Source organism: Streptomyces sp. NPDC107521, from assembly GCF_055598485.1.
Genome location: NZ_JBVKAT010000002.1, coordinates 476,464 through 501,129 on the forward strand (window position 1 = coordinate 476,464; position 24,666 = coordinate 501,129).

The 24,666-nt window shown below is 72.5% G+C and carries 19 protein-coding genes and 1 tRNA gene; 9 read left to right on the forward strand and 11 right to left on the reverse strand.

The genetic code is table 11. From position 1 onward, the window contains the following. The first annotated feature begins 117 nt into the window (after positions 1 to 117). A complete protein-coding gene (locus tag ACZ7LB_RS05145) occupies positions 118 to 666 on the forward strand; it encodes a helix-turn-helix domain-containing protein (RefSeq protein WP_161229118.1) in 549 nt (182 codons plus the stop codon). A 42-nt stretch (positions 667 to 708) separates the two neighbouring features. After that, entirely contained in the window at positions 709 to 3,093 is a 2,385-nt protein-coding gene (locus tag ACZ7LB_RS05150) for a serine/threonine-protein kinase (RefSeq protein WP_471465449.1), read from the forward strand. Here the strand turns inward: ACZ7LB_RS05150 and ACZ7LB_RS05155 are convergent. After that, complete coding sequence (locus ACZ7LB_RS05155; RefSeq protein WP_471465450.1) at positions 3,057 to 4,415, reverse strand: hypothetical protein; 1,359 nt, start codon at positions 4,413 to 4,415, stop codon at positions 3,057 to 3,059. The genes ACZ7LB_RS05150 and ACZ7LB_RS05155 overlap by 37 nt on opposite strands. A 195-nt stretch (positions 4,416 to 4,610) precedes the next feature. Continuing rightward, positions 4,611 to 4,739, reverse strand: a complete 129-nt coding sequence (locus tag ACZ7LB_RS05160; RefSeq protein WP_003999697.1) for a DLW-39 family protein — start codon at positions 4,737 to 4,739, stop codon at positions 4,611 to 4,613. 338 nt (positions 4,740 to 5,077) lie between these two features. On the opposite strand from ACZ7LB_RS05160, the gene ACZ7LB_RS05165 reads away from it, so the two are divergent. Continuing rightward, the gene (locus ACZ7LB_RS05165) at positions 5,078 to 5,488 is read left to right on the forward strand and encodes a DUF6344 domain-containing protein (protein WP_471465451.1); all 411 of its coding nucleotides are present in this window, start codon (positions 5,078 to 5,080) and stop codon (positions 5,486 to 5,488) included. A 582-nt stretch (positions 5,489 to 6,070) separates the two neighbouring features. On the opposite strand, the gene ACZ7LB_RS05170 is transcribed toward ACZ7LB_RS05165, so the two are convergent. From ACZ7LB_RS05170 to dnaA, 9 genes are all read right to left on the reverse strand, one after another. Next, positions 6,071 to 6,147 (reverse strand) — tRNA-Ile (locus ACZ7LB_RS05170). A 100-nt stretch (positions 6,148 to 6,247) separates the two neighbouring features. Continuing rightward, positions 6,248 to 6,982 (reverse strand): DUF3566 domain-containing protein, encoded by a 735-nt coding sequence (locus ACZ7LB_RS05175; RefSeq protein WP_471465452.1) that lies wholly within the window; start codon positions 6,980 to 6,982, stop codon positions 6,248 to 6,250. A gap of 18 nt (positions 6,983 to 7,000) precedes the next feature. Further along, positions 7,001 to 9,595, reverse strand: a complete 2,595-nt coding sequence (gene gyrA / locus ACZ7LB_RS05180) for a DNA gyrase subunit A (protein WP_471465453.1) — start codon at positions 9,593 to 9,595, stop codon at positions 7,001 to 7,003. 42 nt (positions 9,596 to 9,637) lie between these two features. Further along, complete coding sequence (gene gyrB, locus ACZ7LB_RS05185) at positions 9,638 to 11,698, reverse strand: DNA topoisomerase (ATP-hydrolyzing) subunit B (RefSeq protein ID WP_471465610.1); 2,061 nt, start codon at positions 11,696 to 11,698, stop codon at positions 9,638 to 9,640. A gap of 1,380 nt (positions 11,699 to 13,078) precedes the next feature. Beyond that, a complete protein-coding gene (locus ACZ7LB_RS05190) occupies positions 13,079 to 13,705 on the reverse strand; it encodes a DciA family protein (RefSeq protein ID WP_471465454.1) in 627 nt (208 codons plus the stop codon). Next, on the reverse strand, positions 13,702 to 14,823 hold the full coding sequence (recF, locus tag ACZ7LB_RS05195) for a DNA replication/repair protein RecF (protein WP_471465455.1): 1,122 nt from the start codon (positions 14,821 to 14,823) through the stop codon (positions 13,702 to 13,704). The genes ACZ7LB_RS05190 and recF overlap by 4 nt, the downstream gene beginning before the upstream one ends. 35 nt (positions 14,824 to 14,858) lie before the next feature. Continuing rightward, positions 14,859 to 15,734, reverse strand: coding sequence for a phosphogluconate dehydrogenase (NAD(+)-dependent, decarboxylating) (gene gnd, locus ACZ7LB_RS05200; protein ID WP_471465456.1), 876 nt, complete (start codon positions 15,732 to 15,734; stop codon positions 14,859 to 14,861). Between the two features lie 206 nt (positions 15,735 to 15,940). Further along, positions 15,941 to 17,071 (reverse strand): DNA polymerase III subunit beta, encoded by a 1,131-nt coding sequence (dnaN, locus tag ACZ7LB_RS05205; protein ID WP_161229110.1) that lies wholly within the window; start codon positions 17,069 to 17,071, stop codon positions 15,941 to 15,943. Positions 17,072 to 18,497: 1,426 nt separating this feature from the next. Beyond that, complete coding sequence (dnaA, locus tag ACZ7LB_RS05210) at positions 18,498 to 20,384, reverse strand: chromosomal replication initiator protein DnaA (RefSeq protein WP_471465457.1); 1,887 nt, start codon at positions 20,382 to 20,384, stop codon at positions 18,498 to 18,500. Between the two features lie 379 nt (positions 20,385 to 20,763). Here dnaA and rpmH point away from each other — a divergent pair, with 379 nt between their 5' ends. The 6 genes from rpmH to rsmG all read left to right on the forward strand — a co-directional run bounded on the left by rpmH (position 20,764) and on the right by rsmG (position 24,289). After that, complete coding sequence (gene rpmH, locus ACZ7LB_RS05215; RefSeq protein WP_003956500.1) at positions 20,764 to 20,901, forward strand: 50S ribosomal protein L34; 138 nt, start codon at positions 20,764 to 20,766, stop codon at positions 20,899 to 20,901. A gap of 21 nt (positions 20,902 to 20,922) precedes the next feature. Then, positions 20,923 to 21,294 (forward strand): ribonuclease P protein component, encoded by a 372-nt coding sequence (gene rnpA / locus ACZ7LB_RS05220; RefSeq protein ID WP_161229108.1) that lies wholly within the window; start codon positions 20,923 to 20,925, stop codon positions 21,292 to 21,294. Further along, the gene (yidD, locus tag ACZ7LB_RS05225; RefSeq protein ID WP_161229107.1) at positions 21,291 to 21,644 is read left to right on the forward strand and encodes a membrane protein insertion efficiency factor YidD; all 354 of its coding nucleotides are present in this window, start codon (positions 21,291 to 21,293) and stop codon (positions 21,642 to 21,644) included. The genes rnpA and yidD overlap by 4 nt, the downstream gene beginning before the upstream one ends. 3 nt (positions 21,645 to 21,647) lie before the next feature. Beyond that, positions 21,648 to 22,913: a membrane protein insertase YidC gene (gene yidC, locus ACZ7LB_RS05230; protein ID WP_471465458.1), complete on the forward strand. Its 1,266-nt coding sequence runs from the start codon at positions 21,648 to 21,650 to the stop codon at positions 22,911 to 22,913. 15 nt (positions 22,914 to 22,928) lie between these two features. Continuing rightward, positions 22,929 to 23,441: a Jag family protein gene (locus tag ACZ7LB_RS05235; RefSeq protein ID WP_471465459.1), complete on the forward strand. Its 513-nt coding sequence runs from the start codon at positions 22,929 to 22,931 to the stop codon at positions 23,439 to 23,441. A 128-nt stretch (positions 23,442 to 23,569) separates the two neighbouring features. Then, positions 23,570 to 24,289 carry a 16S rRNA (guanine(527)-N(7))-methyltransferase RsmG gene (gene rsmG, locus ACZ7LB_RS05240; RefSeq protein WP_161229104.1) on the forward strand — a complete coding sequence of 240 codons (720 nt, stop codon included), beginning with the start codon at positions 23,570 to 23,572 and terminating at the stop codon, positions 24,287 to 24,289. Positions 24,290 to 24,666 lie beyond the last annotated feature (377 nt).

A 24,666-nucleotide genomic window follows, 5' to 3' on the forward strand; every position in this document is an offset into this window, starting at 1 on the left:
CGGCCCCGGGATCTCACAAATGACGGGGGCTCCCCCAGCACGACCACGCTCCGTAAGATGCTCGGCGTGGTTCGCTGGAGCGAACTGCGGTTCTTGGGGAAGCGATGGGGAGACGCAATGGACGCCGCACAGCAGGAAGCCACCGCGAGAGCGCGGGAACTGCAGCGGAACTGGTACGGGGAGCCGTTGGGGGCGCTCTTCCGCAGGCTCATCGACGATCTGGGCCTCAACCAGGCCCGGCTCGCGGGGGTCCTGGGGCTGTCGGCGCCGATGCTGTCGCAGCTCATGAGCGGCCAGCGGGCCAAGATCGGCAACCCGGCGGTGGTCCAGCGCGTGCAACTGCTGCAGGATCTGGCGGGCCAGGTCGCGGACGGCAGCGTGAGCGCCGGTGAGGCCGCCGAGCGCATGGACGAGATCAAGAAGTCCCAGGGGGGCTCCGTGCTCAGCAACACCACGCAGTCGACGGGCGGTTCCGGCGCGCCCACGGTCAAGCGCGTGGTCCGCGAGATCCAGTCGCTGCTGCGCTCCGTCGCGGCGGCCGGCGACATAATCGAGGCGGCGGACTCCCTCTCCCCGTCCCACCCCGAACTCGCCGAGTTCCTGCGGGTGTACGGTGCCGGCCGCACCTCGGACGCGGTCGCGCATTACCAGTCCCACCAGAACTGACCGCCCGGGAGGAGCGGCACGGGGGAGGAGCGGCACACAGTCATGGGTGAGGTCTTCGCCGGCCGGTACGAACTGGTCGACCCGATCGGCCGCGGGGGCGTCGGCGCCGTCTGGCGCGCCTGGGACCAGCGGCGCGGGCGCTACGTGGCCGCGAAGGTGCTCCAGCAGCGGGACGCCCACTCGTTGCTGCGCTTCGTCAGGGAGCAGGCGCTGCGGATCGACCACCCGCACGTCGTGGCCCCGGCGAGCTGGGCCGCCGACGACGACAAGGTCCTGTTCACCATGGACCTGGTGACCGGCGGCTCCCTCGTCCACCTGGTCGGGGACTACGGCCCGCTGCCCCCCGGGTTCGTGTGCACCCTCCTGGACCAACTGCTGTCCGGGCTGGCCGCGGTGCACACGGAGGGCGTCATCCACCGCGACGTCAAACCGGCCAACATCCTGCTGGAGGCCACCGGCACCGGGCGCCCCCGGCTGCGGCTGTCCGACTTCGGCATCGCGATGCGGCTGGGCGAGCCCCGGCTGACCGAGGCCGACCTCGTGGTGGGCACGCCGGGCTACCTCGCGCCGGAGCAGATGCTCGGGGAGGACCCGGACTTCCCGGCGGACCTGTTCGCGGCCGGGCTGGTCGCCCTGTACCTCCTGGAGGGCGCCAGGCCGGACACCAAGGCACTCGTCCAGTACTTCGCGGAGCACAGGACGCCCGGTGCCCCGCGGGGGGTGCCCGCGCCGCTGTGGGAGGTCGTGGCGACGCTGCTGCAGCCGGACCCCGACGCCCGCTTCCGCACGGCCACGGGGGCGCGCAAGGCCCTGGCGGCGGCCGTGGAACTGCTCCCGGAGCCGGGCCCCGACGACGAGATCATCGAGATCTTCGACCAGATAGGCCCCTTACCCCCCGGGTACACCCCCGAGGGCCCCCCTCGCTGCCCCCGCGCCACCGCCGGCCCCGGCCCCGGTGCCGGTGCCGGTCCCGACCCTCGGCACCCCGCCCCCGGCGGACCCGCCGGCGCCCCGCCGGCCCCGGGCACGCCCCCGCCCGACGCACCCGCCCCGCACCGGGCCCCGCCGGACGCCTCCCCTCCGTACCCGTCCCCGCCGGGTACGGACGACAGCGGTGCGGCCGGGCCGGACGGCACGGGGACACCCCGGTACGACGGCTCCGGTACGGGTACGGCGGTGCCCTTCCCCACGGGTGCGGCGGCGCCCTTCCCCGACGGGCCCGACGCGGGTACGGGCACGGGCACGCCCGTGCCCCACGGGCCGGGCCCGGGCGGCCCCCCGTCCAGCGGTCCCGGCACGGGCGCGCCCCCGCCCAGCCGCCCCTCCAGCGCGCCGCCCCGGCCGCCCACGGGCACCGGCACTCCGCCCCCGCCGCCGGAAGCGCCCGGCGCGGCCCCGCGCCCCGGCCCGGCGGCCCCTCCGACGCCCGCCTTCCCCCCCGACGCCACCCCGCCCCGGCCTCAGCCGGACTCCGGCGCCCCGTGGTGGCCGGCCCCGGGCCCCGGCACGACGCCCCCGCACCCCGCACCCGGCGCACCCGGCGAGTACGGTGCACCCGGCCGGCCCGGCGCACGGAACGTGCCCGGCGCACACGACCCCCAAGCCGTCCCCGGCGCCCAAGCCGTCCCCGGCACCCCCGGCACGTCCACCCCCGCCCCGCCGTCCACACCGCACGCCCCCCGGGGCCACGCCCGGCCGCGCGGCGGCCCCGGCCACCACGCCCCGTACCCGCCGGGCGCCGACGGCCCCACGCCGCCCACGACCCCGTACACGCACGCCCCCACGCCCCCGACGCCACCGGACCTCCCCGGCGGTACTCCGCCCCGGCCCGCCCCGGACGGCACCGCGCCCCCGCCACCGCCCGGCCACGCCCCGGGCACCGGCCGCCCGCCCGCCGCCGTGCCCGGCAGCCGTCCCGCTCCCGCCGACCTCGGCGGCCCCGGGCAGCCCGGCCCCGGCACGCCCTCCCGGCCCTTCCTCGGCACCCCCGTCCCGCCGCCGGGCGGCGACGGCCCGCCCGCCGCCCCTTCGGACACCGGGAGCTTCCCTCTGCCGCCCCCGCGGGACACCGAGGCCCCGCGGCCGACACCGCCCGGCGCGTACCCGGCGTACGCGACCGCGCCCGCCCCCCGGCAGCACGCCGACGGCTCCGCGGCCGGCCACCCCGCGCCGACGCCCGACGACCGGCCGCACGGACCGCGGGACGACCCGCCCGGCCCGGGACCCCGGCCGACCCCGCCGGAGCACGGCGCCCCACGGCCGTCCCTGGCCCGGGCGGAGCCCGGCTCCGCGCCGGGCCCGCGGCCGGTGCCCCGGGGCGCCCGGCGGCGGCCCAGGCCCGGACCGCCCCCGGGGATCGCCGTCCCCGTCGTGCTGCTCGCCCTGCTCTGCTACGCCGTCGGCTTCTGGGCCCTGTTCCGGGGCTGAGCGGCGGCGCCCGCACCGCGCCGGGCCACCGCCGTCCACACCCCGAGCCCCAGCAGCAGCGCGGTGCCGATGCCGATGCCGCCCACGGCGAGGGCCCGCATCACGGGGCCGTCGCTCGTGGCACCGCCGCCGTCCGCGCCGCCGCCGCCGACGGCGGCGACCGCCGGGTTCCACGTGGACACGTCGAAGACGCCGTCCGGCCGCGGCGTCCCGTCGTACCCGGGCCCGGGGCGCACCGTGCCGTCGAGCCGCACCCGCAGCGTCAGCCCGAACGGGCCGTCGCCGAAGCCGTCGGCCACCTTCGCCGAGAGGTGCACCACGAGGTAGTAGTCACCGGCGAACCGCATCCCGGAGACCCGGCTGTCGGCGGAGTGGCGGTTGGCGTGAGCGGCGGGCGGCAGCGCGGCGAGCCCCACCGTCGTCCGGCGGCCGGAGTACCCGCGGGCCGCGCCGTGGACCTCTCCGCGCACGGGGGTGTACAGCGCCAGGCGCAGCGCGCCGTCCGTGTAACCGGAGCCGCCGGTGGCGCCCTCCAGGTCGACGGAGGCGTACGGGCGGCGGCCCCAGTCGACGGGCACCTTGTAGTAGAGGGTCTGCCCGGGACGGATGGCGTCGCGCCACACCCCCGGTCCGGCGAGGGTGGCCCCGGCGAAACCGTCGGCGCCCCGGAGACGTCCGGGCGCGCCCGCCGGAGGGGCGGGGGTGGCGGAGTCCCAGCCCTCGGGGGCGGCGGTGGGGCCGGCCTCCGCCGGCGCGGGCTCGGTGGCCACGGTCAGCTCCAGCGCCCAGGCGCCCTGCGGCGAGTCCTGGGGCCGGGTCCGCTCGACGGTGACGTAGTAGGTACCGGCCTCCTGGCACCGCTTCCCCCGGTCCCGCACCTCGCGCACGACCTGGGCGGTGAGGGGGCGGGCGCTGCGGGCGGCGCCGAAGATCACGGTGTTCAGCGAGCAGGAGCCGCCGTCGGCGTCCCGCAGCGCGACCCGGAGGCCGTCGGCGGCGGTCACCTCGTCGCCCGCCCCCGGCACGGCGGTGACGGAGACGTAGGCCGTGGACCCGGCGTCGAGGCCGACGCGGTAGTACACGGTGTCGTGGCGCGGCAGCGAGCTCCGGTACGTCCCGCCCGCCTCCAGCGGCCGGGCGTCCGGGGCGCCGTCCGCGCCCTCGACCGGCCGGGCGCCCGGCGCGAAGCCGTACCCGCCCGGCGTTCCGGCGGCCGCGGCCGTACCGCCGGGCAGTAAGGCCGCCGTGACCAGCAGCACCGCCGCGGCGGCCCGCCGCGCCACGGCACCCGCGTGCCACCGCTCCCTACACCACCGCCCCATCCTCCGCCACCCCTCCCGTTCGCCCCGGCGGCCTGCGCGCACCGGGCCCGCCCATCCTGCCGCCCTACACCCTTCTCCGGGCGGCCGCATCAGGACAACACAAAACCCCGACCGCGAGGACGGCCGGGGTCTGTTCTGAACCGTTGGGTGGTCTCGGGACCGGTGGGCGGTCGCAGGACCGTTCGTCGGTCGTACTCAGGAGCCCGTGGGCACGGAGTCGGTGGCCTCCGTCCACAGGTCCTGCTCGGCGCGATCCGCCTGAATCTGGCGGTACACGAGGAGCCCGCCGATGGCGGCCAGTGCGACCAGGAGAAGCTTCTTCACCGCGCGACCTCGTCCTTCGTTGACGTAGGGGACCTCTGGCGCCCGACTATACACACCGGCCGATACCGTTCGGTGACCTGCGTCGACCGGGGGCGGACCCTCCGCCGGGCCCGGTGGGAGCCGGTTCCGGCCACTCCGCCCGGAGGGTGACGGCGTCCCCACGGACGGTGACTTTGCCCGCCCTCCTCCCGCCCGGGCAGCTTTTCCTCCCCCTTGCCTCCATCCGAGTGGTGTTCATCTGAACATCGACGCGCCACGGGCGTCGGTCCACCACATCGCGAGCCCCGTACACATCATGAGGAAAGTACGCAAATAGCCCGACCCGAAAGTGAGGGGCCATGGCCAGGAACAAGGTCATGACGCTGTGGACCGCCGTCGTCACCGCCTTCCTCGCGCTGTGCACAGCGCTCGGACTCATCACCACGACCGCCGCGGCCGCCTCGGCCGCCGCGCCGCAGACCGGAGCACGTGGCGACAGCGGGAGCGGCGGCCGGAACGCCGCCCTCCCCGCGGCGCCGGAAGCCGCTCCCTGGTCCTGGTCCCATCAGACAGGATCGCTGCCGCCCACGATGAAGCAGCGCATCCGCGCCGAAGCGCACGGCAAGGCCCCCCGCTGCCGGCACCATCCGCTCGCCGACACCGCGACGGCCGACCGGGCCGCGGACCTCCTCCCCGCCACCGGGACCGCCGCCACCGACAGCGCCACCGCCGCAGCCCCCGACCGGCACACCATCCCGCTGCAACGCTGAGCGCCCCGCGCTCCCGGCCCCTCCGGGCCCCGGCCCCCGAGGCCCTGTGACCCTCCCGACGTAACGGCGATTGCGTACATCACCGCACGCGACCGGCCCGGCGGCTCCCTCGGAGCCCCGGGCCACAGCCGTGCCCGCCGACGGCGCGCCCCGGGCGTCCTCCCGCCCCGCACGCACCACGCGCAACGCGCCCCCGCCCGCCACGCCCGCAGCGCCGGCGGGCACCGGGCCCGGGAGAACGGATCCCGCGGCCACGGCCCCCGCACGCACGGCCCCCGTGCCCCGCTCCAGGGCCGACGGCTCCCGCAGGCGGGCCAACGCGCCCTCTGCGGGCCTCCGTTCACCCGCACCGCCCGCCCCGGGCACGGCGGGGCCCTCCCCGGCCCCCGGGGCTGTCAGGGCCCCCGGGCGGCGGCTCAGCGCCCCAGGACCGCGGCTCCGCACCGGCTCCCCGCACGCCCGTCCACGGGCCCGCGCCGGCGGGTGGCACCGCACGGGCCCACCACCCCGCGCACCCCGGCGAAAGACCCCTGAGCACATGACAAGAAGCCCCAACCACGGAGGTTGGGGCTTCTTCTTCGCTGGTGGGGCTAACAGGATTTGAACCTGTGGCCTCATCCTTATCAGGGATGCGCTCTAACCAACTGAGCTATAGCCCCGCCGCGCTCTGCGGTGTATGTCCCGCGCGCTGACTCCTGAAGATTAGCGCACGAGGCGGGCAGTCCCAAAATCGGTTGTCGCGGGAGCGGGGAGCGCCGCTCACTCGTCCTCGGCGAGCGTCAGCTCGACACCGCCGACGAAGCCCGCCGACAGGTTGTAGATGAACGCCCCGAGCGTCGCCAGCGCCGTCGCGAGGACCACGTCGATGACCGCGATGATGGTCGTGAACATCAGCACGTTGGGCAGCGACAGGAACGACTGCAGGTCGAAGCCGTTGGACTCGTTGGAGCCGGTGGCCTCGGAGATCGTGCCGCCGACCGACGAGAAGACGCCCATGGCGTCCATGACCATCCACAGCACGGCGGACGCGACGATCGTGCAGATGCCCAGGGCGATGGAGAGCAGGAAGCTGACCTTCATCACCGACCACGGGTCGGCCTTGGCCACCCGCAGCCGCGCCTTGCGGACGCGGGGAGTGGTGCGCGCGCCGGTGCGCGGCCGGCGCACGGCGTCGGGTGCGGGGCCCCCCGCCCCGGCGCCCGGCGTCTGGTACGCCTGCGGCGGGTGGTAGGGCCCGCCGTTCGGCTGGGGCTGCCGTTCTCCCGGCAGCGGCGAGGCCGATTGCTGGATCTGCTGGCCTCGGGTGTCCGTCACAGTTCCCCCCTGGGAGATCCCATGAGTGTCGGGCGTACGCGAACCGGTCGCGCCGTCCTCGATCCTGCGGAGCTGCGTCGTGTGCGAATCGGTCGCACGCGCGACGGAGCCACGGCCGCCGCCGTTCGTCTCCGTACCCCTGGAGGTACCGGCAGATCCGGCGCCCGTGGCTCCGCTCACGATGACTCTCTCCTCGTACTACTCGGCCGGGGGCGCCTCACCCTCGTCCGTGCCGGTGGTCACGGCACCCTCGGCGGTCTCGTCGACGGTCTCGTCGCCGTCGATCTCCTCCGCCTCGTGCCCCGCCTCGGCGTTGCGTGCGATGCCGACGACGGCATCGCGCTTGCCCAGGTTGATCAGTTGGACGCCCATGGTGTCACGGCCGGTCTCCCTGACCCCGCTGACTCGCGTGCGAATCACACCGCCCGAGAGCGTGATGGCGAGGATCTCGTCGGTCTCCTCGACCACCAACGCGCCCACGAGTGTGCCGCGGTCCTCGACGATTTTGGCAGCCTTGATACCCAGCCCGCCACGGCCCTGGACACGGTACTCGTCGACGGGGGTCCGCTTCGCGTACCCGCCGTCAGTGGCAGTGAACACGAACGTACCGGGTCGAACAACATTCATCGAGAGCAGCTCGTCCCCTTCGCGGAAACTCATGCCCTTTACGCCCGATGTGGCGCGGCCCATCGGACGCAATGTGTCGTCCGTGGCGGTGAACCTGATCGACTGCGCCTTCTTGCTGATCAGCAGGAGGTCGTCGTCGGCCGACACCAGCTCGGCACCGATCAGTTCGTCGTCGGTGCCGTCGTCCTTGTGCCGGAGGTTGATGGCGATGACGCCGCCCGAGCGCGGGGAGTCGTAGTCCTTGAGCGGCGTCTTCTTCACCAGACCCGCCTTGGTCGCCAGGACCAGGTAGGGCACCGCCTCGTAGTCGCGGATCGCGAGGATCTCCGCGATGGACTCGTCCGGCTGGAAGGCCAGCAGGTTCGCCACGTGCTGGCCGCGCGCGTCCCGGCCGGCGTCCGGCAGCTCGTAGGCCTTGGCCCGGTAGACCCGGCCCTTGTTGGTGAAGAACAGCAGCCAGTGGTGCGTGGTGGACACGAAGAAGTGGTTGACGATGTCGTCCTCCTTCAGCTTCGCGCCGCGCACCCCCTTTCCGCCGCGCTTCTGCGCCCGGTAGTCGTCGGTCTTGGTGCGCTTGATGTAGCCGCCCCGGGTGACCGTGACGACGATGTCCTCCTCGGCGATCAGGTCCTCGATGGACATGTCGCCCTCGTAGGGGATCAGCTTGGTCTTGCGGTCGTCGCCGTACTTCTCGACGAGCGCCGCCAGTTCCTCGCTGACGATCCCCCGCTGGCGCACCGGCGAGGCGAGGATCCGGTTGTACTCGTTGATCTTCGCCTGGAGTTCGTCGTGCTCCTGGACGATCTTCTGCCGCTCCAGGGCCGCCAGCCGGCGGAGCTGCATCTCCAGGATCGCGTTGGCCTGGATCTCGTCGATCGTCAGCAGGTCCATCAGGCCGCCGCGCGCGATCTCGACGGTGTCGCTGCGCCGGATGAGGGCGATGACCTCGTCGATGGCGTCCAGCGCCTTCAGCAGGCCGCGCAGGATGTGGGCGCGCTCCTCGGCCTTGCGCAGCCGGAACCGGGTCCGCCGGACGATGACCTCGATCTGGTGGTTCACCCAGTGCCGGATGAACGCGTCCAGCGACAGGGTCCGCGGCACGCCGTCGACCAGGGCCAGCATGTTGGCGCCGAAGTTGCTCTGCAGATCGGTGTGCTTGTACAGGTTGTTCAGCACGACCTTGGCGACCGCGTCCCGCTTCAGCACGATGACCAGGCGCTGGCCGGTGCGCGAGGAGGTCTCGTCGCGGACGTCCGCGATGCCGCCGATCTTCCCGTCCTTGACCAGGTCGGCGATCTTCTGCGCGAGGTTGTCGGGGTTGGTCTGGTACGGCAGCTCCGTGACCACCAGGCACTGGCGGTTCTGGATCTCCTCGACCTCGACGACCGCCCGCATGGTGATCGACCCGCGGCCGGTCCGGTACGCCTCCTCGATGCCCTTGCGGCCCACCACCAGGGCGCCGGTCGGGAAGTCCGGGCCCTTGATCCGCTCGATCAGCGCGTCCAGCAGCTCGTCGGGGCTCGCCTCGTAGTTCTCCAGGTACCACTGGGCACCGGCGGCGACCTCGCGCAGGTTGTGCGGCGGGATGTTGGTCGCCATGCCGACCGCGATCCCGGCCGAGCCGTTGATCAGCAGGTTGGGGAAGCGGGCGGGCAGGACGGTCGGCTCCTGGGAGCGGCCGTCGTAGTTGTCCGTGAAGTCGACGGTCTCCTCGTCGATGTCGCGGACCATCTCCATCGACAGCGGCGCCATCTTGCACTCGGTGTACCGCATGGCGGCGGCCGGGTCGTTGCCCGGGGAACCGAAGTTGCCGTTGGAGTCGACGAGCGGCATCCGCATCGACCACGGCTGGGCCAGACGGACCAGCGCGTCGTAGATCGAGGAGTCGCCGTGCGGGTGGTAGTTGCCCATGACGTCGCCGACGACGCGGGCGCACTTGTAGAAGCCGCGCTCGGGCCGGTAGCCGCCGTCGTACATGGCGTACAGCACACGGCGGTGGACGGGCTTGAGGCCGTCACGGACGTCGGGCAGCGCACGCGAGACGATGACGGACATCGCGTAGTCGAGGTAGGAGCGCTGCATCTCCGTCTCGAGCCCGACGGGCTCGACGCGCATGGCCAGTGCGTCGCCCTCGGGGTTCGTCACAGGAGTGTTCTCGTCGGTCATTGCTGGTGAAGGTCCTTCCTGGTGCGGTCAGCTCGGACCGACTCAGATGTCGAGGAAGCGGACGTCCTTGGCGTTGCGCTGGATGAACAGGCGCCGCGCCTCGACGTCCTCGCCCATCAGCACCGAGAACAGGTCGTCGGCCTGGGCGGCGTCGTCGAGGGTGACCTGCCCGAGGACGCGGTGCTCCTGGTCCATGGTCGTGACGCGCAGTTCCTCGGCGTTCATCTCGCCGAGGCCCTTGAAGCGCTGCACGGAGTCCTCGCGGATCCGCTTGCCGGCGCCGCGGCCCAGCTCGATCAGCGCGTCGCGCTCCCGGTCGGAGTACGCGTACTCGAAGTCGTCCCGGCCCCACTTGATCTTGTACAGCGGCGGGCGGGAGAGGTACACGTGCCCGGCCTCGACCAGCGGCCGCATGAAGCGGAAGAGGAAGGTCAGCAGCAGGGTGTTGATGTGCTGGCCGTCGACGTCGGCGTCCGCCATCAGAATGATCTTGTGATAGCGGAGCTTCTCGATGTCGAAGTCCTCGTGCACGCCCGTGCCGAACGCGGAGATCATCGCCTGGATCTCCTGGTTCTGCAGGATCCGGTCGATGCGCGCCTTCTCCACGTTGAGGATCTTGCCGCGGATCGGGAGGATCGCCTGGTACTGCGGGTTCCGGCCGGACTTGGCCGAGCCGCCGGCGGAGTCGCCCTCGACGATGAAGATCTCGCACTTGGTGGGGTCGTTCGACTGGCAGTCGGACAGCTTGCCCGGCAGCGACGCCGACTCCAGCAGGCCCTTGCGGCGGGTCAGGTCGCGCGCCTTGCGGGCCGCCACCCGCGCGGTGGCCGCCGCGATGCCCTTGCGGACGATGTCCGCGGCCTCGTTGGGGTTGCGGTCCAGCCAGTCGTTGAGGTGCTCGTAGACGACCTTCTGGACGAAGGTCTTCGCCTCGGTGTTGCCCAGCTTGGTCTTGGTCTGGCCCTCGAACTGGGGCTCGCCCAGCTTCACCGAGATGATCGCCGTCAGGCCCTCGCGGATGTCGTCGCCCGTGAGGTTGTCGTCCTTCTCGCGCAGCAGCTTCTTCTCGCGCGCGTACTTGTTGACGAGGTTCGTCAGCGCCGAGCGGAAGCCCTCCTCGTGCGTGCCGCCCTCGTGCGTGTGGATGGTGTTGGCGAAGGAGTACACGCCCTCGCTGTAGCCGTTGTTCCACTGCATCGCGACCTCGACGGACAGGAGGCGTTCCCTGTCCTCGGCCTCGATGTCGATCACGGAGGGATGCACCAGCTCGCCCTTGCGCGAGTTCAGGTACTTCACGAAGTCGACGATGCCGCCCTCGTAGTAGTACGTGACGGACTTGACCTCGTCCCTGGCGTCCGCGCCGGCCTCGTCCGCGCCCGTGACGGCCTTCGCCGACTCGCGCTCGTCGGTGAGCCTGATCGTGAGGCCCTTGTTGAGGAAGGCCATCTCCTGGAAGCGCCGCGCCAGCGTCTCGAAGGAGTACTCCGTGGTCTCGAAGATGTCCGGGTCGGCCCAGAAGGTGACCGTCGTGCCGGAGTCCTCGACCCGCTCGTGCTGGGCGAGGGGCGCCGTGGGGACGCCCGTCTTGAAGTCCTGGGTCCAGCGGTAGCCGTCCCGCTTGATCTCCACGGAGATCCGGGTCGACAGCGCGTTCACCACGGAGACGCCGACGCCGTGCAGACCGCCGGAGACCGCGTAGCCGCCGCCCCCGAACTTGCCGCCCGCGTGCAGCACCGTCAGCACGACCTCGACGGCCGGCTTCTTCTCCACCGGGTGCATGTCGACGGGGATGCCGCGGCCGTTGTCCACGACCCGGACGCCGCCGTCGGCGAGGATGGTGACGTCGATGGTGTCCGCGTGACCGGCCAGGGCCTCGTCCACGGAGTTGTCCACGACCTCCTGCACCAGGTGGTGCAGGCCCCGCTCACCGGTCGAACCGATGTACATGCCGGGTCGCTTGCGGACCGCGTCCAGACCCTCAAGAACGGTGATGGCACTCGCGTCGTACGACGCGGATGCCGCGTCGCCGTCGCTGCTCACCGGATCGTTCACGCCGGTGTCGGTGGACGGGTTGTTCTCGTTGGGGTTGCCGGAATCGGCCACGAAGCGCCCTTTCTGGCACAGCACGAGCCGGGCTCCTCGGGGTGCCCCCTGGGGGAGGGTTGCCGGAGCGGCTGCGGCATGTTGCGTTGGTAAGCCTTGATCAGCGTTGCTCAGCTTGTCCCGGACGGTCCCCACGTTCGGGGCGGGATTCGCTTTCATTCTACCGGTAGCACTGACACTGATAAGGGTTTGCCGGTACCTGAGTCCGCATGTGCCGCCCTGAACCGGCCTTGTCCGACTCCCGATATATGGATGGGGGCCCCAAGAGGCTCACACCGCCACCCAGCGCTTCGGGGCGTCAACCCTTGGCTACCGGGGAGCCGACCGCCGGTCCGCCCGGTCGCGCGGGGCGTCGGCGGGGGCCGCGCGGGGGCTCCGGGAGCCGCATCCGCGCTGGTCCACGTGATGCATGTCACGCCGTCCAGGAGGGCCGCGGGACTCCTGGGACGACGCCACGGGGCCCCGGCGGCCCGTGGGGCGCTCCGGGAGCGGACCCGGGGGCAGGGGGCGGTCGCGGGGCGTGTGGGGGTTGTGTGCAGGGGAGCGGGCGGGCGGGTCGGGCGCCGGGTCAACGGGGGGGAGCGGAGGCGGCCGGGGTCAGGGGTGGGGTCGGGGTCGGGGTCGCCGCGAGCCGGGCGGTGGCGCCGGGACAGGCGCGGCCCGGGCGGCGGGGCCGCCGAGAGACGGGCGGCGGCGTCGGGGCGGCGCGGCCCGGGCGGCGCGGCCCGGGCGGCGGAGGCACGGTGCACGGGTCGGCCACCGGGGATCCGGCGCCCGGGGGCTGGAGCGGCCGAAGGCCCGGAGTGTCCGCCCGGGTACGGGCCCGGTCGGAACCGAACCCGCCCGGCCCCCAACCGTGCGGGTCCGACCGGGCGCCCGGGACGGGCCGCGGGCGGATCGGCGTTCTCCCGAGAGCACGGCGGCGTCCTCGGAACCAACGGGCGGCGGCCGGCCGGTCCGGCGTTCGAACCCGGCGATGGCCGGCCGGTCCGGCGTTCGAACCGGGGGGCTGGTCGGCCGGTGCGGCTTCGGTCCATCGCCTGACCCGGCAGCGGCGGGAGAGAAGGACAAGGTCCGGACGGACGGCGACAGCGCCGGAAACGCCCGGAGCACCGGCCCCGCACGGCACCACACCGCCGGAGCGGCGGCGAACGGCACCGCACAGCGACCGCGGCGGCATGCCTGAGCGGCGACGGACCCGGCCAACGGGCCTCGACGTCACCGCCGGACGCCCTCCGCCCGCGTCCGGGCCCACGGCGGAACCGCCCCGAAGCGCCGGGCCCCGCCTAAGCGCGGAGCCCCGGCCCGGGCGCACGGCCCCCGGCGAAGGAGCGCAGCCCGGCCGAAGCGGGCGCGCGGCCTCAGTGGGAGGACGGAGCCTCAGCCGTAGGTGTCGCCCGGCCCCGTGCTCCCCGGCGCGCGCAGGGGACCGTAGTGGCGGGAGCGCCCCCCGGGACCCTGCACCTTGATCACCCGCACCGCCCCGTGCCCCAGGTCCTCGTTGAGCCGGGCGACCAGCGTCGGCGCCAGCAGCCGCAGATTGGTCGCCCAGGCCGTCGAGTCGCACCGCACCAGCAGCACCCGCTCGTCCTCGTCGTACCGCTCCGGCACACAGTGCTTGGCCACGTCCTCGCCCACGATCTGCGGCCAGCGGCCCATCACCCCGCCCACGGCGGCCGGGGTCTCCCAGCCGCGCTCCGTGATCAGCCGGTTGATCGCCGGTCCCAGCGCCATGGGATCGCGTCCGTCGGCACGCGCGCCGGAGCGCAGGCCCCCGCGCCGGGCGGTGCGCTGCTGCGCCGCGTCGCCCCGCGCGCGGGCCGCCTCGCGCGCCGCCCGCAGCGCCACCCGCGCGAGGTCCACACCGGAGTGCGCCGGAGCGTTCCCCTGGGTCCCGGCGGCGCCGTCGGGGAGGCCACCGGGCCGTTCGCCGCCGGCCGCCGGGCGGGTGCCCGGGGCCGCCCTCCCGGCCGTCCGCCCCGCGGGGCCCGTCCCGTCGCCGCTCATACCCGCTCCACCGTTCCCTCCGCCACCGCGTACCGCGCCCCGGCCAGCGCCTTCGGCACGTCGTCGTCGACCGCCGCGGTGACCAGCACCTGCTCGCCGGGGGCCACCAGCTCCGCCAGCCGCGCACGGCGGCGGGCGTCCAGCTCCGCGAAGACGTCGTCGAGCACCAGGACCGGCTCGTTGCCCTCCGCCCGCAGCAGCTCGTACGAGGCCAGCCGCAGCGCCAGCGCGTACGACCAGGACTCGCCGTGCGAGGCGTACCCCTTGGCGGGCATCCGGCCGAGCCGGAGCAGCAGGTCGTCGCGGTGCGGACCGACCAGGGTCACGCCCCGCTCGATCTCCTGCTTGCGCGCCTCGCCGAGCGCGGCCGACATCTGCTCGTAGAGGTCCTCGCGGGTGTGCGCCTCACCGGGCGCCGAGGGCCGGTACTCCAGGGCGACCGGGCCGCCGCCGGGGGCGAGCTGCTCGTACGCCTTGTCGGCCAGCGGCTCAAGCGCGGCGATCAGCTCCAGGCGCCGGGCGAGCAGCTCGGCACCGGCCCGTGCCAGGTGCTGGTCCCAGACGTCCAGGGTGGACAGGTCCATCGTCCGGCCGCCGTGGCGGCGGGCGAGCGCCGCCGACTTCAGCAGGGTGTTGCGCTGCTTGAGCACCCGGTCGTAGTCGGAGCGGACCCCGGCCATCCGCGGGGAGCGGGCGGTGATCAGCTCGTCGAGGAAGCGGCGGCGCTCCCCGGGGTCGCCCTTGATCAGCGCGAGGTCCTCGGGCGCGAACAGCACGGTGCGCACGATGCCCAGGACGTCGCGCGGCCTGACCTGCGAGGACCGGTTGATCCTGGCCCGGTTGGCACGGCCCGGGTTCAGCTCCAGCTCGACGAGCTGCTCGCGCTCGCCCTGCCGGACCCGCGCGCGGATCACGGCGCGGTCGGCGCCCAGGCGGACCAGGGGCGCGTCGGAGGAGACCCGGTGGCTGCCGAGGGTGGCGAGGTAGCCGACGGCCTCGACGAGGTTGGTCTTGCCCTGGCCGTTGGGGCCGACGAAGGCGGTGACGCCCGGGTCCAGCTCCACCTCGGCCCGGGCGTACGAACGGAAGTCGGCCAGCGACAGATGCGTGACGTGCATGGTCGTTCGCCGACCTCCCAACGTTCGGGTTGTGCCTACTTCTTCTCCACCGCGTGGCCGCCGAACTGGTTGCGCAGCGCGGCGATCATCTTCATCTGCGGCGAGTCGTCCTGCCGGGACGCGAACCGCGCGAACAGCGACGCGGTGATCGCCGGCAGCGGCACCGCGTGGTCGATGGCGGCCTCCACCGTCCAGCGTCCCTCGCCGGAGTCCTGGGCGTAACCGCGCAGGTCAGCCAGGTGCTCGTCGCCGTCCAGGGCGTTCACGGCGAGGTCGAGCAGCCAGGAGCGGATGACCGTGCCCTCCTGCCAGGAGCGGAAGACCTCGCGGACGTTGTCCACGGAGTCGACCTTCTCCAGCAGTTCCCAGCCCTCGGCGTAGGCCTGCATCATGGCGTACTCGATGCCGTTGTGGACCATCTTGGCGAAGTGGCCCGCGCCGACCTTCCCGGCGTGCACCGCGCCGAGATCGCCCTCCGGCTTGAGCGCGTCGAAGACCGGCCGCACCTTGGCGACGTCCTCCGCGGTCCCGCCGTACATCAGCGCGTAGCCGTTCTCCAGGCCCCATACGCCGCCGGAGACGCCGCAGTCGACGAAGCCGATGCCCTTGGCCGCGAGCTGATCGGCGTGCCGCTCGTCGTCGGTCCAGCGGGAGTTGCCGCCGTCGACGACGACGTCACCGGGCGCCAGCAGTTCGGCGAGGCGGTCGACGGTCGCCTGGGTGGGCTCGCCGGCCGGGACCATCACCCAGACCGCCCGCGGCCCCTCCAGCCTGTCCACCAGTTCTTCCAGGCTGTGGACGTCGGCGAGGTCGGGGTTGCGGTCGTACCCGATGACGGTGTGGCCGGCGCGGCGGATCCGCTCGCGCATGTTGCCGCCCATCTTGCCGAGTCCGACGAGACCGAGCTCCATCAGTTGTGTTCCTTAGGTCTGCGAGGTCACGTGGCGGTGCCCACCCTGTGGGGTACGCGCCGCGGCACTTTCGTACCCGCGTCCGAGCCTAGACCCGTGCGCCCATGCACAGTTGTGGGCATACGCGCTCAGTCGTACGCCCCCACCTGCACCTTTGTCCTCAGCTTGTGGACAACCGACGGCGGTCCCGCGGTGCCGCGGCGGGCTCAGCCGCTCAGCCGCACCGGCATGATCAGGTACTTGTACGCGTCGTCCGACTCGGCGTCCAGCGCGGGCCTGCCGCTGAGCAGCGCGGGCTTGGTGGACGTCGTGAAGGAGAGCTGGGCCACGGGGGAGTCGATGGCGCTCAGCCCGTCCAGCAGGAACGTCGGGTTGAAGGCGATCGAGATGTCGTCGCCCTCCAGCTGCGCGTCGACCCGCTCCACGGCCTGTGCGTCGTCGCTGGAGCCGGCCTCCAGGATGAGCACGCCCTGCTCGAAGCTCAGCCGCACCGGGGTGTTGCGCTCGGCGACCAGGGCCACGCGCTTGACGGCCTCGACGAAGGGGGCGGTCTCGATCACGGCGACGCTGTTGAACTCGGTCGGGAACAGCGTCTTGTACTTCGGGAGGTCGCCCTCCAGGAGCCGGGTCGTGGTGCGGCGGCCGGCGCCCTCGAAACCGATCAGGCCCTCGCCGGCGCCCGAGCCGGACAGCGCCAGGATCACCTGGTCGCCGCTGGTCAGGGCCTTGGCGGTGTCCAGCAGCGTCTTGGCGGGCACCAGGGCGACGGCGGACGCCTCCGGGTTCTCCGGCTTCCACAGGAACTCGCGGACCGCGAAGCGGTAGCGGTCGGTGGAGGCCAGCGTGACGGTGTCGCCCTCGATCTCGATGCGCACACCGGTGAGGACGGGCAGCGTGTCGTCGCGCCCGGCGGCGATGGCCACCTGCTGCACGGCGGCGGAGAACACCTCTCCGGGCACCGTGCCGGTGGCGTTGGGCATCTGCGGGAGCGCCGGGTACTCCTCCACGGGCAGGGTGTGGAGGGTGAACCGCGAGGAGCCGCAGACCACCGTCGCCCGGACGCCGTCGGTGGAGATCTCCACCGGCCGGTTGGGCAGGGCGCGGGAGATGTCGGCGAGGAGGCGGCCGGAGACCAGGACGGTGCCCTCCTCCTCCGTCTCCGCGTCGACCGACACCCTCGCGGAGACCTCGTAGTCGAAGCTGGACAGGCTGAGCTGCCCTTCCTCCGCCTTCAGCAGCAGGCCCGCGAGGACCGGAGCCGGCGGACGGGCCGGGAGGCTGCGTGCCGCCCAGGCCACTGCCTCCGCGAGTACGTCGCGTTCCACCCGGATCTTCACCGTAAGCCGCCTCCTGCTGTTGCCGGCGCTTCTCGCCCTGCTTCGCCTTCGTCGTCTGACCCGGTGTCGTGGGCCCCTGTCGGGGGCAGGACACCGGGGACCAGTCTGACGCACCCCACTGACAGTAGGTGCCCTTCGGGGTCAAGCGGCGACGAGGGGCGGTCGGGCTCGAGAGGGCGAGTTGTGCACAGGACCCGCTTCGAAACGGATTCCACTCTCTCTCTGGTTGGGAGTAGTAGTAGGGCCTGTGGATACCGTGGATAACCTCGTTTGCGCAGGTCAGAGCGGAAATTTTGTCCACGGGCCCTGTGGGCGAAGACGGTGGACAACTCGGTGTCTCTGTGGAGAACAGAAAGTTCTGCACACACCGTGCACAGGCAGCGGCTACTTCTCCCCAGGTGCGTCCCCAGGTTTACCCACCTTTCCCACAGCCCAATCAGGCAGCTCGATGTGACGCCTTTCACTCGACGCGGTGATCTGCCGCGTCGGGTTGCCGAACAGTGGACAGCCATGTGGAGAAGCAGGGGATCACTGGGGACAACCGGCCTCGACCTGTGAGTTGCCCGTGGACAACCTGGCGCACAGGCTGTGGACCGTTTCGTTGTCCACAGCCTGTGGAGATCTTTTTTCCACGAATCCACATGCCAGTGACCTGGCTTGATGGTCCCTCATCAGCCTGGCCTGTGGACAAGATCGGGACAACTTCGCGATCCCCAAGGTGTGGACGGAAAAAAGTCGCCGAATCTGTGGAGAGCAGCCGTAACCCCGGCCCGATTCGAACAGTGGTTACCGGCGGGTGGGGCGGATCCACGGCGTCGGCCGGCTGCGGGGGCGTCGTGAGAGGGCCCGTGGGGGCGCCGCAGGACCGCTGGGAGGGCACCGCGGCGGGATCGTCCGGGGTGCGCCGCGGGATCGCCGCGGACCGCTGAGGGGGCTCCGTGAGCGGCTCCGGTGGTCGTTCATGCGGGTTCACACCGTCCTGCGGACGCCGGGAGGGGCCGCGTGGGGCCTCGGGGGCGCCGGAGCGCCCCGGGAGGGGCGGGGGGCCGCTCGGGGCGGACGGGCGCCCTGCGCGGCGACCGGGGAGCGGCGGTGCGTGCCTGCGGGGGGCGCGGGCACGCCGGGACGGGTGGGAGGACGCGGGGCGTGGTTCCGGCCGCCCGGAGCGGGAGTGCGCGGCCCCGGACACGGCCGGGGCGCCCGGGCGCGCGGCGTGACGGGAGTATGGGATCCCCGCCGAGCCGCACGGCCCCGCCGGTGCTCTGCGCCTCGGCGGCTCCGGAGCGGCGCGGCGGCGGGTGCCCGGGACCGCCGGTCCGGGCGGAAGGGCCGCGAGGAAGGGCCGGGCCCCGGGCCCGGCCCCCGGCACGCGAAAGGCGCCCCCGGATCTCCCGGGAGCGCCTCCACACCGTGTGGACGGAGCGCGTCAGCCGTTCTTGATGCGGTTGGTCAGCTCGGTCACCTGGTTGTAGATGGAGCGCCGCTCCGCCATGAGGTTGCGGATCTTGCGGTCGGCGTGCATGACCGTGGTGTGGTCCCGGCCGCCGAACAGCGCGCCGATCTTCGGCAGCGACAGGTCCGTCAGCTCCCGGCACAGGTACATGGCGATCTGCCGGGCCGTCACGAGCTGGCGGCCGCGCGAGCTGCCGCACAGGTCCTCGACCGTGAGCCCGAAGTAGTCGGCGGTCGCGCTCATGATGGCCGTCGAGGTGATCTCCGGCGTCGAGTCCTCACCGCCGGGGATCAGGTCCTTCAGGACGATCTCGGTCAGCCCCAGGTCCACCGGCTGCCGGTTGAGCGAGGCGAACGCCGTCACCCGGATCAGCGCGCCCTCCAGCTCGCGGATGTTGCGCGAGATCCGGGAGGCGATGAACTCCAGCACCTCCGGCGGGGCGTTGAGCTGCTCCTGGACCGCCTTCTTGCGCAGGATCGCGATGCGCGTCTCCAGCTCCGGCGGCTGGACGTCCGTGATCAGACCCCACTCGAACCGGTTGCGCAGCCGGTCCTCCAGCGTCACGAGCTGCTTCGGCGGCCGGTCGCTGGAGAGCACGATCTGCTTGTTCGCGTTGTGGAGCGTGTTGAAGGTGTGGAAGAACTCCTCCTGCGTCGACTCCTTGTCCGCCAGGAACTGGATGTCGTCGACGAGCAGGATGTCCATCTCGCGGTAGCGCTTGCGGAAGCTGTCGCCCTTGCCGTCGCGGATGGAGTTGATGAACTCGTTGGTGAACTCCTCGGAGCTGACGTAGCGCACCCGTGTGCCCGGGTAGAGGCTGCGGGCGTAGTGCCCGATGGCGTGCAGCAGGTGCGTCTTGCCGAGCCCCGACTCCCCGTAGATGAACAGGGGGTTGTACGCCTTGGCCGGCGCCTCGGCGACGGCCACCGCCGCGGCGTGCGCGAAGCGGTTGGAGGCGCCGATCACGAAGGTGTCGAAGAGGTACTTCGGGTTCAGCCGGGCGGTCGGCTCGCCCGGGCCGGTGGCCGGCGCGGGCTGCGCCGCCAGGGGCCCCGGGGCGCCGGTGGCGGGACCCGGGCCGACCGGGCCGCCCCGGTGCACGTGGCCCGCGCCGGGCGGCGCCGGCTCGGGCGGCTCCCGCCGGCCGCGCTGGTCGTAGTCGCCGCGCCCGCGGTCGTAGTCGCGCGGCCCGTCGTACGGGGGGCGCTCCTGGTGCCGCGGTCCGTACTCCTGGGCGTACGGACCGCCGCCGTAGGCGTCCGGGGGCGGCCCGCCGTACTGGTCCTGCTGCGAGGACGGCGAGGCGTACGGGTCGCGCTCGGGGAAGCCGAGCCGCTGCTGCTGCCAGCCGTAGTCCTCCTGCTGCCCCGGGCGGGGCCAGGAGCCGGGCTCCGGCCGCTGGTACTCCTGCGGATAGGCGGGCCGGGCCGTGGGGAGCTGGTCGCCGCGGTGGCGGCCGTACCCCTCGTAGTCGTCCCGGTACTCGTCGCGGCCCGGCGCCGGGAGCTCGGGCTCCTCGTAGCGGGGCTGCGGCTGGGGACGCGCCGGTCCCACCGGCGTGGCGGGGGCGGCCGGGAGCTCCCCGGCGGACTCGTCGACGGTGATCGCGATGCGGATCGGGCGGCCGCACTCCCGGCTCAGCGTCTCGCTGACCACCGGGGCCAGCCGGCCCTCCAGCACGTTCTTCGCGAACTCGTTCGGCACGGCGAGCAGGGCGGTGTCCGCCACCAGCGCGAGCGGCTGGCAGCGCCGGATCCAGTGCTCGTCCTTGGACTCCACCCCCTGGCCGCGACCCTCCCCCAGAAGCTGCTCCAGAACGCGTGGCCACACTGCGGCAAGATCGGCAGGTACGTCGGCCACGGAACACGCTCTCTCAGTGAGTCCCTCGAAGGTGTGATCCGGGGACGGGTCGGGGTGAAGCTCGGGTGGTGCAGGGAGAAAGGAACGAATCGGAGTCCAGCCACGGTAGTCAGCGCGGCGGGTAGGGTTCAAGTTGTTGTCCCCAGCCTGTGGACAAGTGTCTCCCGGCGACCACTGGTTTGACCTGATGGCGCAGTCGCACGTACCGTAACGAGGTCGAGTTGTCGATGGCTGCTGCCGCCTGCCTCCGATGGGCACAGATCGCGTTCCAAGGTGATCGGGAAAGCGGTGCACTCGGGCGTAACGCGAGCTACTCGTGGGCGCACGGTGACAGCCAGGACGGCACCCCGCCAACCACGAATCTTTCTGGAGCCCCCGAGTGAGCAAGCGCACCTTCCAGCCGAACAACCGTCGCCGCGCGAAGACCCACGGCTTCCGGCTGCGTATGCGTACCCGTGCCGGTCGCGCGATCCTCGCGTCCCGCCGCAGCAAGGGTCGCGCCCGCCTGTCCGCCTGATCCCGGTCAGGTCATGACATCGTGCTGCCCACCGAGAACCGGCTGAGGCGGCGCGAGGACTTCGCGACCGCGGTACGACGGGGCCGTCGGGCCGGCCGCCCGACCCTCGTCGTCCACCTACGAAGCGGTACAACGGACCCGCACGCGCCTGGGGAGAGCGCTCCCCCGACACGTGCGGGTTTCGTCGTGAGCAAAGCCGTGGGTGGAGCGGTGACGCGCAACACGGTGAAGCGTCGGCTTCGCCATCTGATGCGCGACCGGGTCGACCGGTTGCCCCCCGGTAGCCTGGTAGTCGTACGAGCGCTGCCCGGTGCGGGCGACGCCGACCACACACTGCTGGCCCGAGACCTGGACGCCGCCCTGGAGCGGCTACTGGGAGGGGGCGCACGATGAAGTACCCGCTGCTGGCCCTGATCAAGCTGTACCAGTGGACGATCAGTCCGCTGCTCGGGCCGGTCTGCAAGTACTACCCGTCGTGTTCCCACTACGGCTACACGGCCATCGACCGGCACGGTGCCATCAAGGGCACGGCACTCACCGCCTGGCGCATCCTGCGGTGCAATCCGTGGTCGCTGGGCGGCGTGGACCACGTCCCGCCGCGCAAGCGGCCGCGGTGGCACGAAATGCTGCGTGACGCATGGCGCGCACGCAGGGGCGGGCCCTCCGCCGCCGAACCGGCCACCGACGGGGAACACCCGGCGAGCCCGGCCGCAGAGACCTCGCCCCATGCCCAAGGAGCATGATTAGTGGACACGATTGCCAGTCTCTTCAGTTTCATCACCTGGCCCGTCTCCTGGGTCATCGTCCAGTTCCACACGGTGTACGGGGCGATCTTCGGACCTGACACCGGCTGGGCCTGGGGCCTGTCCATCGTGTCCCTGGTGATCCTGATCCGCATCTGCCTGATCCCGCTCTTCGTGAAGCAGATCAAGGCCACACGGGCGATGCAGACGCTCCAGCCGGAGATGAAGAAGATCCAGGAGCGCTACAAGAACGACAAGCAGCGTCAGTCCGAAGAGATGATGAAGCTGTACAAGGAGACGGGCACCAACCCGCTCTCCTCGTGCCTTCCCATCCTGGCGCAGTCCCCGTTCTTCTTCGCGCTGTACCACGTGCTCAACGGCATCGCCTCGAACGACACCATCGGCCGGATCGACCAGCCCCTGCTGGAGAGCGCGCAGAAGGCGCACATCTTCGGTGCCCCGTTGGCCTCGAAGTTCTTCAGCAGCGAGGCCGACGTCACCGCGCTCAGCGCCTCGCTGACCGATGTCCGGGTCGTCACCGCGATCATGATCATCATGATGTCGGCGTCGCAGTTCTTCACCCAGCGCCAGCTCATGACGAAGAACGTCGACACCACCGTGAAGACGCCGTTCATGCAGCAGCAGAAGCTGCTGATGTACGTCTTCCCGGTCATGTTCGCCGTCTTCGGCGTCAACTTCCCCGTCGGTGTCCTCGTCTACTGGCTGACCACCAACGTGTGGACCATGGGCCAGCAGATGTACGTCATCCACAACAACCCGACCCCGGGTTCCAAGGCCCAGGCCTCCTACCTGGAGCGCCTGCACAAGCACGTCACCGAGCACGGCAGGACCCGCAGCCGCGGCGAGAAGGCCATCGTGAAGGCCATCGTCGCCAAGGGCCGGGACCGCAACGAGTTCGAGCGCAAGTTCATCAACGGTCTCAGCAAGGCGGGCCTCGCGGCCCAGGCCGACGGCACCGTGGTGAAGAGCGACGCGAGCACCGTGGTGGAGACCGAGGACGGCACCACCGTCACCGCGGGCACCCAGAAGCGGCAGCAGCCCAAGCGGCAGAGCAAGTCCCAGCGCCAGTCCGCCAAGCCCGGCGAGTCGGAGCCGAAGACCTCGCTCACCAAGTCCGGCGAGCCGGACGACGCCCAGGAGGGCGCCAAGCCCGCCGGGGCCAAGAAGCCCGGTGCCGGCGGCCGCAGCAAGGCCCAGTCCGGGCAGCGCAAGGGCCCGCAGCGGCCCAAGTCCCCGTCGAAGAAGTAAGAAGGAGTCCATCCCGTGACGGAAGGCACCACCTCCGCCGCTGCCGAGGGCGCAGACACCCTGACCCGCCTGGAGCAGGAGGGCGAGATCGCCGCGGACTACCTGGAGGGTCTGCTCGACATCGCCGACCTCGACGGTGACATCGACATGGACGTCGAGGCCGACCGCGCCTCGGTCTCCATCATCAGCGACTCCGGCGGCCGCGACCTGAACAAGCTGGTCGGCCACGAGGGCGAGGTGCTGGAGGCGCTGCAGGAGCTGACGCGCCTGGCCGTGCATCGCGAGACCGGGGACCGCAGCCGGCTGATGCTCGACATCGCCGGATACCGGGCCGAGAAGCGGGCCGAGCTCTCCGAGCTGGGCGCCAAGGCCGCCGCCGAGGCGAAGAGCGCCGGCGAGGCCGTGCGGCTCGACCCGATGACCCCGTTCGAGCGCAAGGTCGTGCACGACGCGGTCAAGGCCGCGGGCCTGCGCAGCGAGTCCGAGGGCGAGGAGCCGCAGCGCTTCGTCGTCGTACTCCCCGCCTGACCGCGGTCCCCGCACACGACCGGCCCCGTCTGTAGAGCAGGCGGGGCCGGATTTTTCTCAGCCCGACAGTTCTGGTGGCTCTGGCATCAACGCCCGGCGCGCCGGTGCGCAACGGAAGGACGGTCCCCGTGACGGAGGCAGCGGAGCTCCCCCCCGCGCCCGAGCAAGCACGCGAGGTGTTCGGCGATCGCTACGCGGACGCGGTCCGCTACGCGGAGCTGCTCGCCGAGGCGGGAGTGCAGCGCGGCCTGATCGGGCCGCGCGAGGTCCCCCGCCTGTGGGAGCGGCACCTGCTGAACTGCGCGGTGCTCTCCGAAGTCGTTCCCGAGGGCGTCATGGTCTGCGACGTGGGCTCGGGCGCCGGACTGCCCGGCATCCCTCTCGCGCTCGTCCGCGGTGATCTGAAGATCACGCTCCTGGAGCCCCTGCTGCGGCGCACCACCTTCCTGACCGAGGTCGTGGAGCTGCTCGGCCTGGACCATGTCACGGTGGTGCGCGGCCGGGCCGAGGAGGTTATGGGCAAGATCCCGCCCGTCCATGTGGTGACGGCCCGCGCGGTGGCCCCGCTGGACCGCCTGGCCACCTGGGGCATCCCCCTGCTCCGCCCCTACGGGGAGATGCTGGCGCTCAAGGGGGACACGGCCGAGGAGGAGCTGAAGGCCGCGTCCAGCGCCCTCAGCAAGCTGGGTGCCGTCGAGACCTCCATCCTGCACGTCGGTGAGGGGGTCGTGGATCCCCGGTCCACCGTGGTGCGGGTCGAGGTCGGGGAGAGCCCCGGAGGTGTGCGCTTCGCGGCCAAGCGCGCCAAGGCGGCCCGTACGGGACGGGTGCGCCGCCGTCGCGGATAGCGCGCCGTACGCCGCCGTCGGAGGGGGCGCGGAAGCGCCGAGCCGCCCTGCTGAAGGGTCCGCGCCGTGTCGGTGGCGGACCCGTGCGGTCCCGGTGGGGGCGCCGTCCCTCGCCCGGCGGACGTACTCCACCCCAGCTCCCCCGCCCCTGTGTGCCGGAGTGTCGCGGCGATCCAGGGTGAGCGGCTGTGCATCGTGTTTCACGTGAAACGTCGCTCACTGCTGCACGGCATCATCGGTCGCGGCCGGGCTGCGGCCGAACCGCGTGACCGAAAGCCTCTCGGCTCCCTCGAAGAGAAACCCCGTTCCTTCGGCCCCTTGTCATCCGCGCGGGGCACGAAGTTGTCCACAGAGGTGGATTTCTCCACAGAAGATCG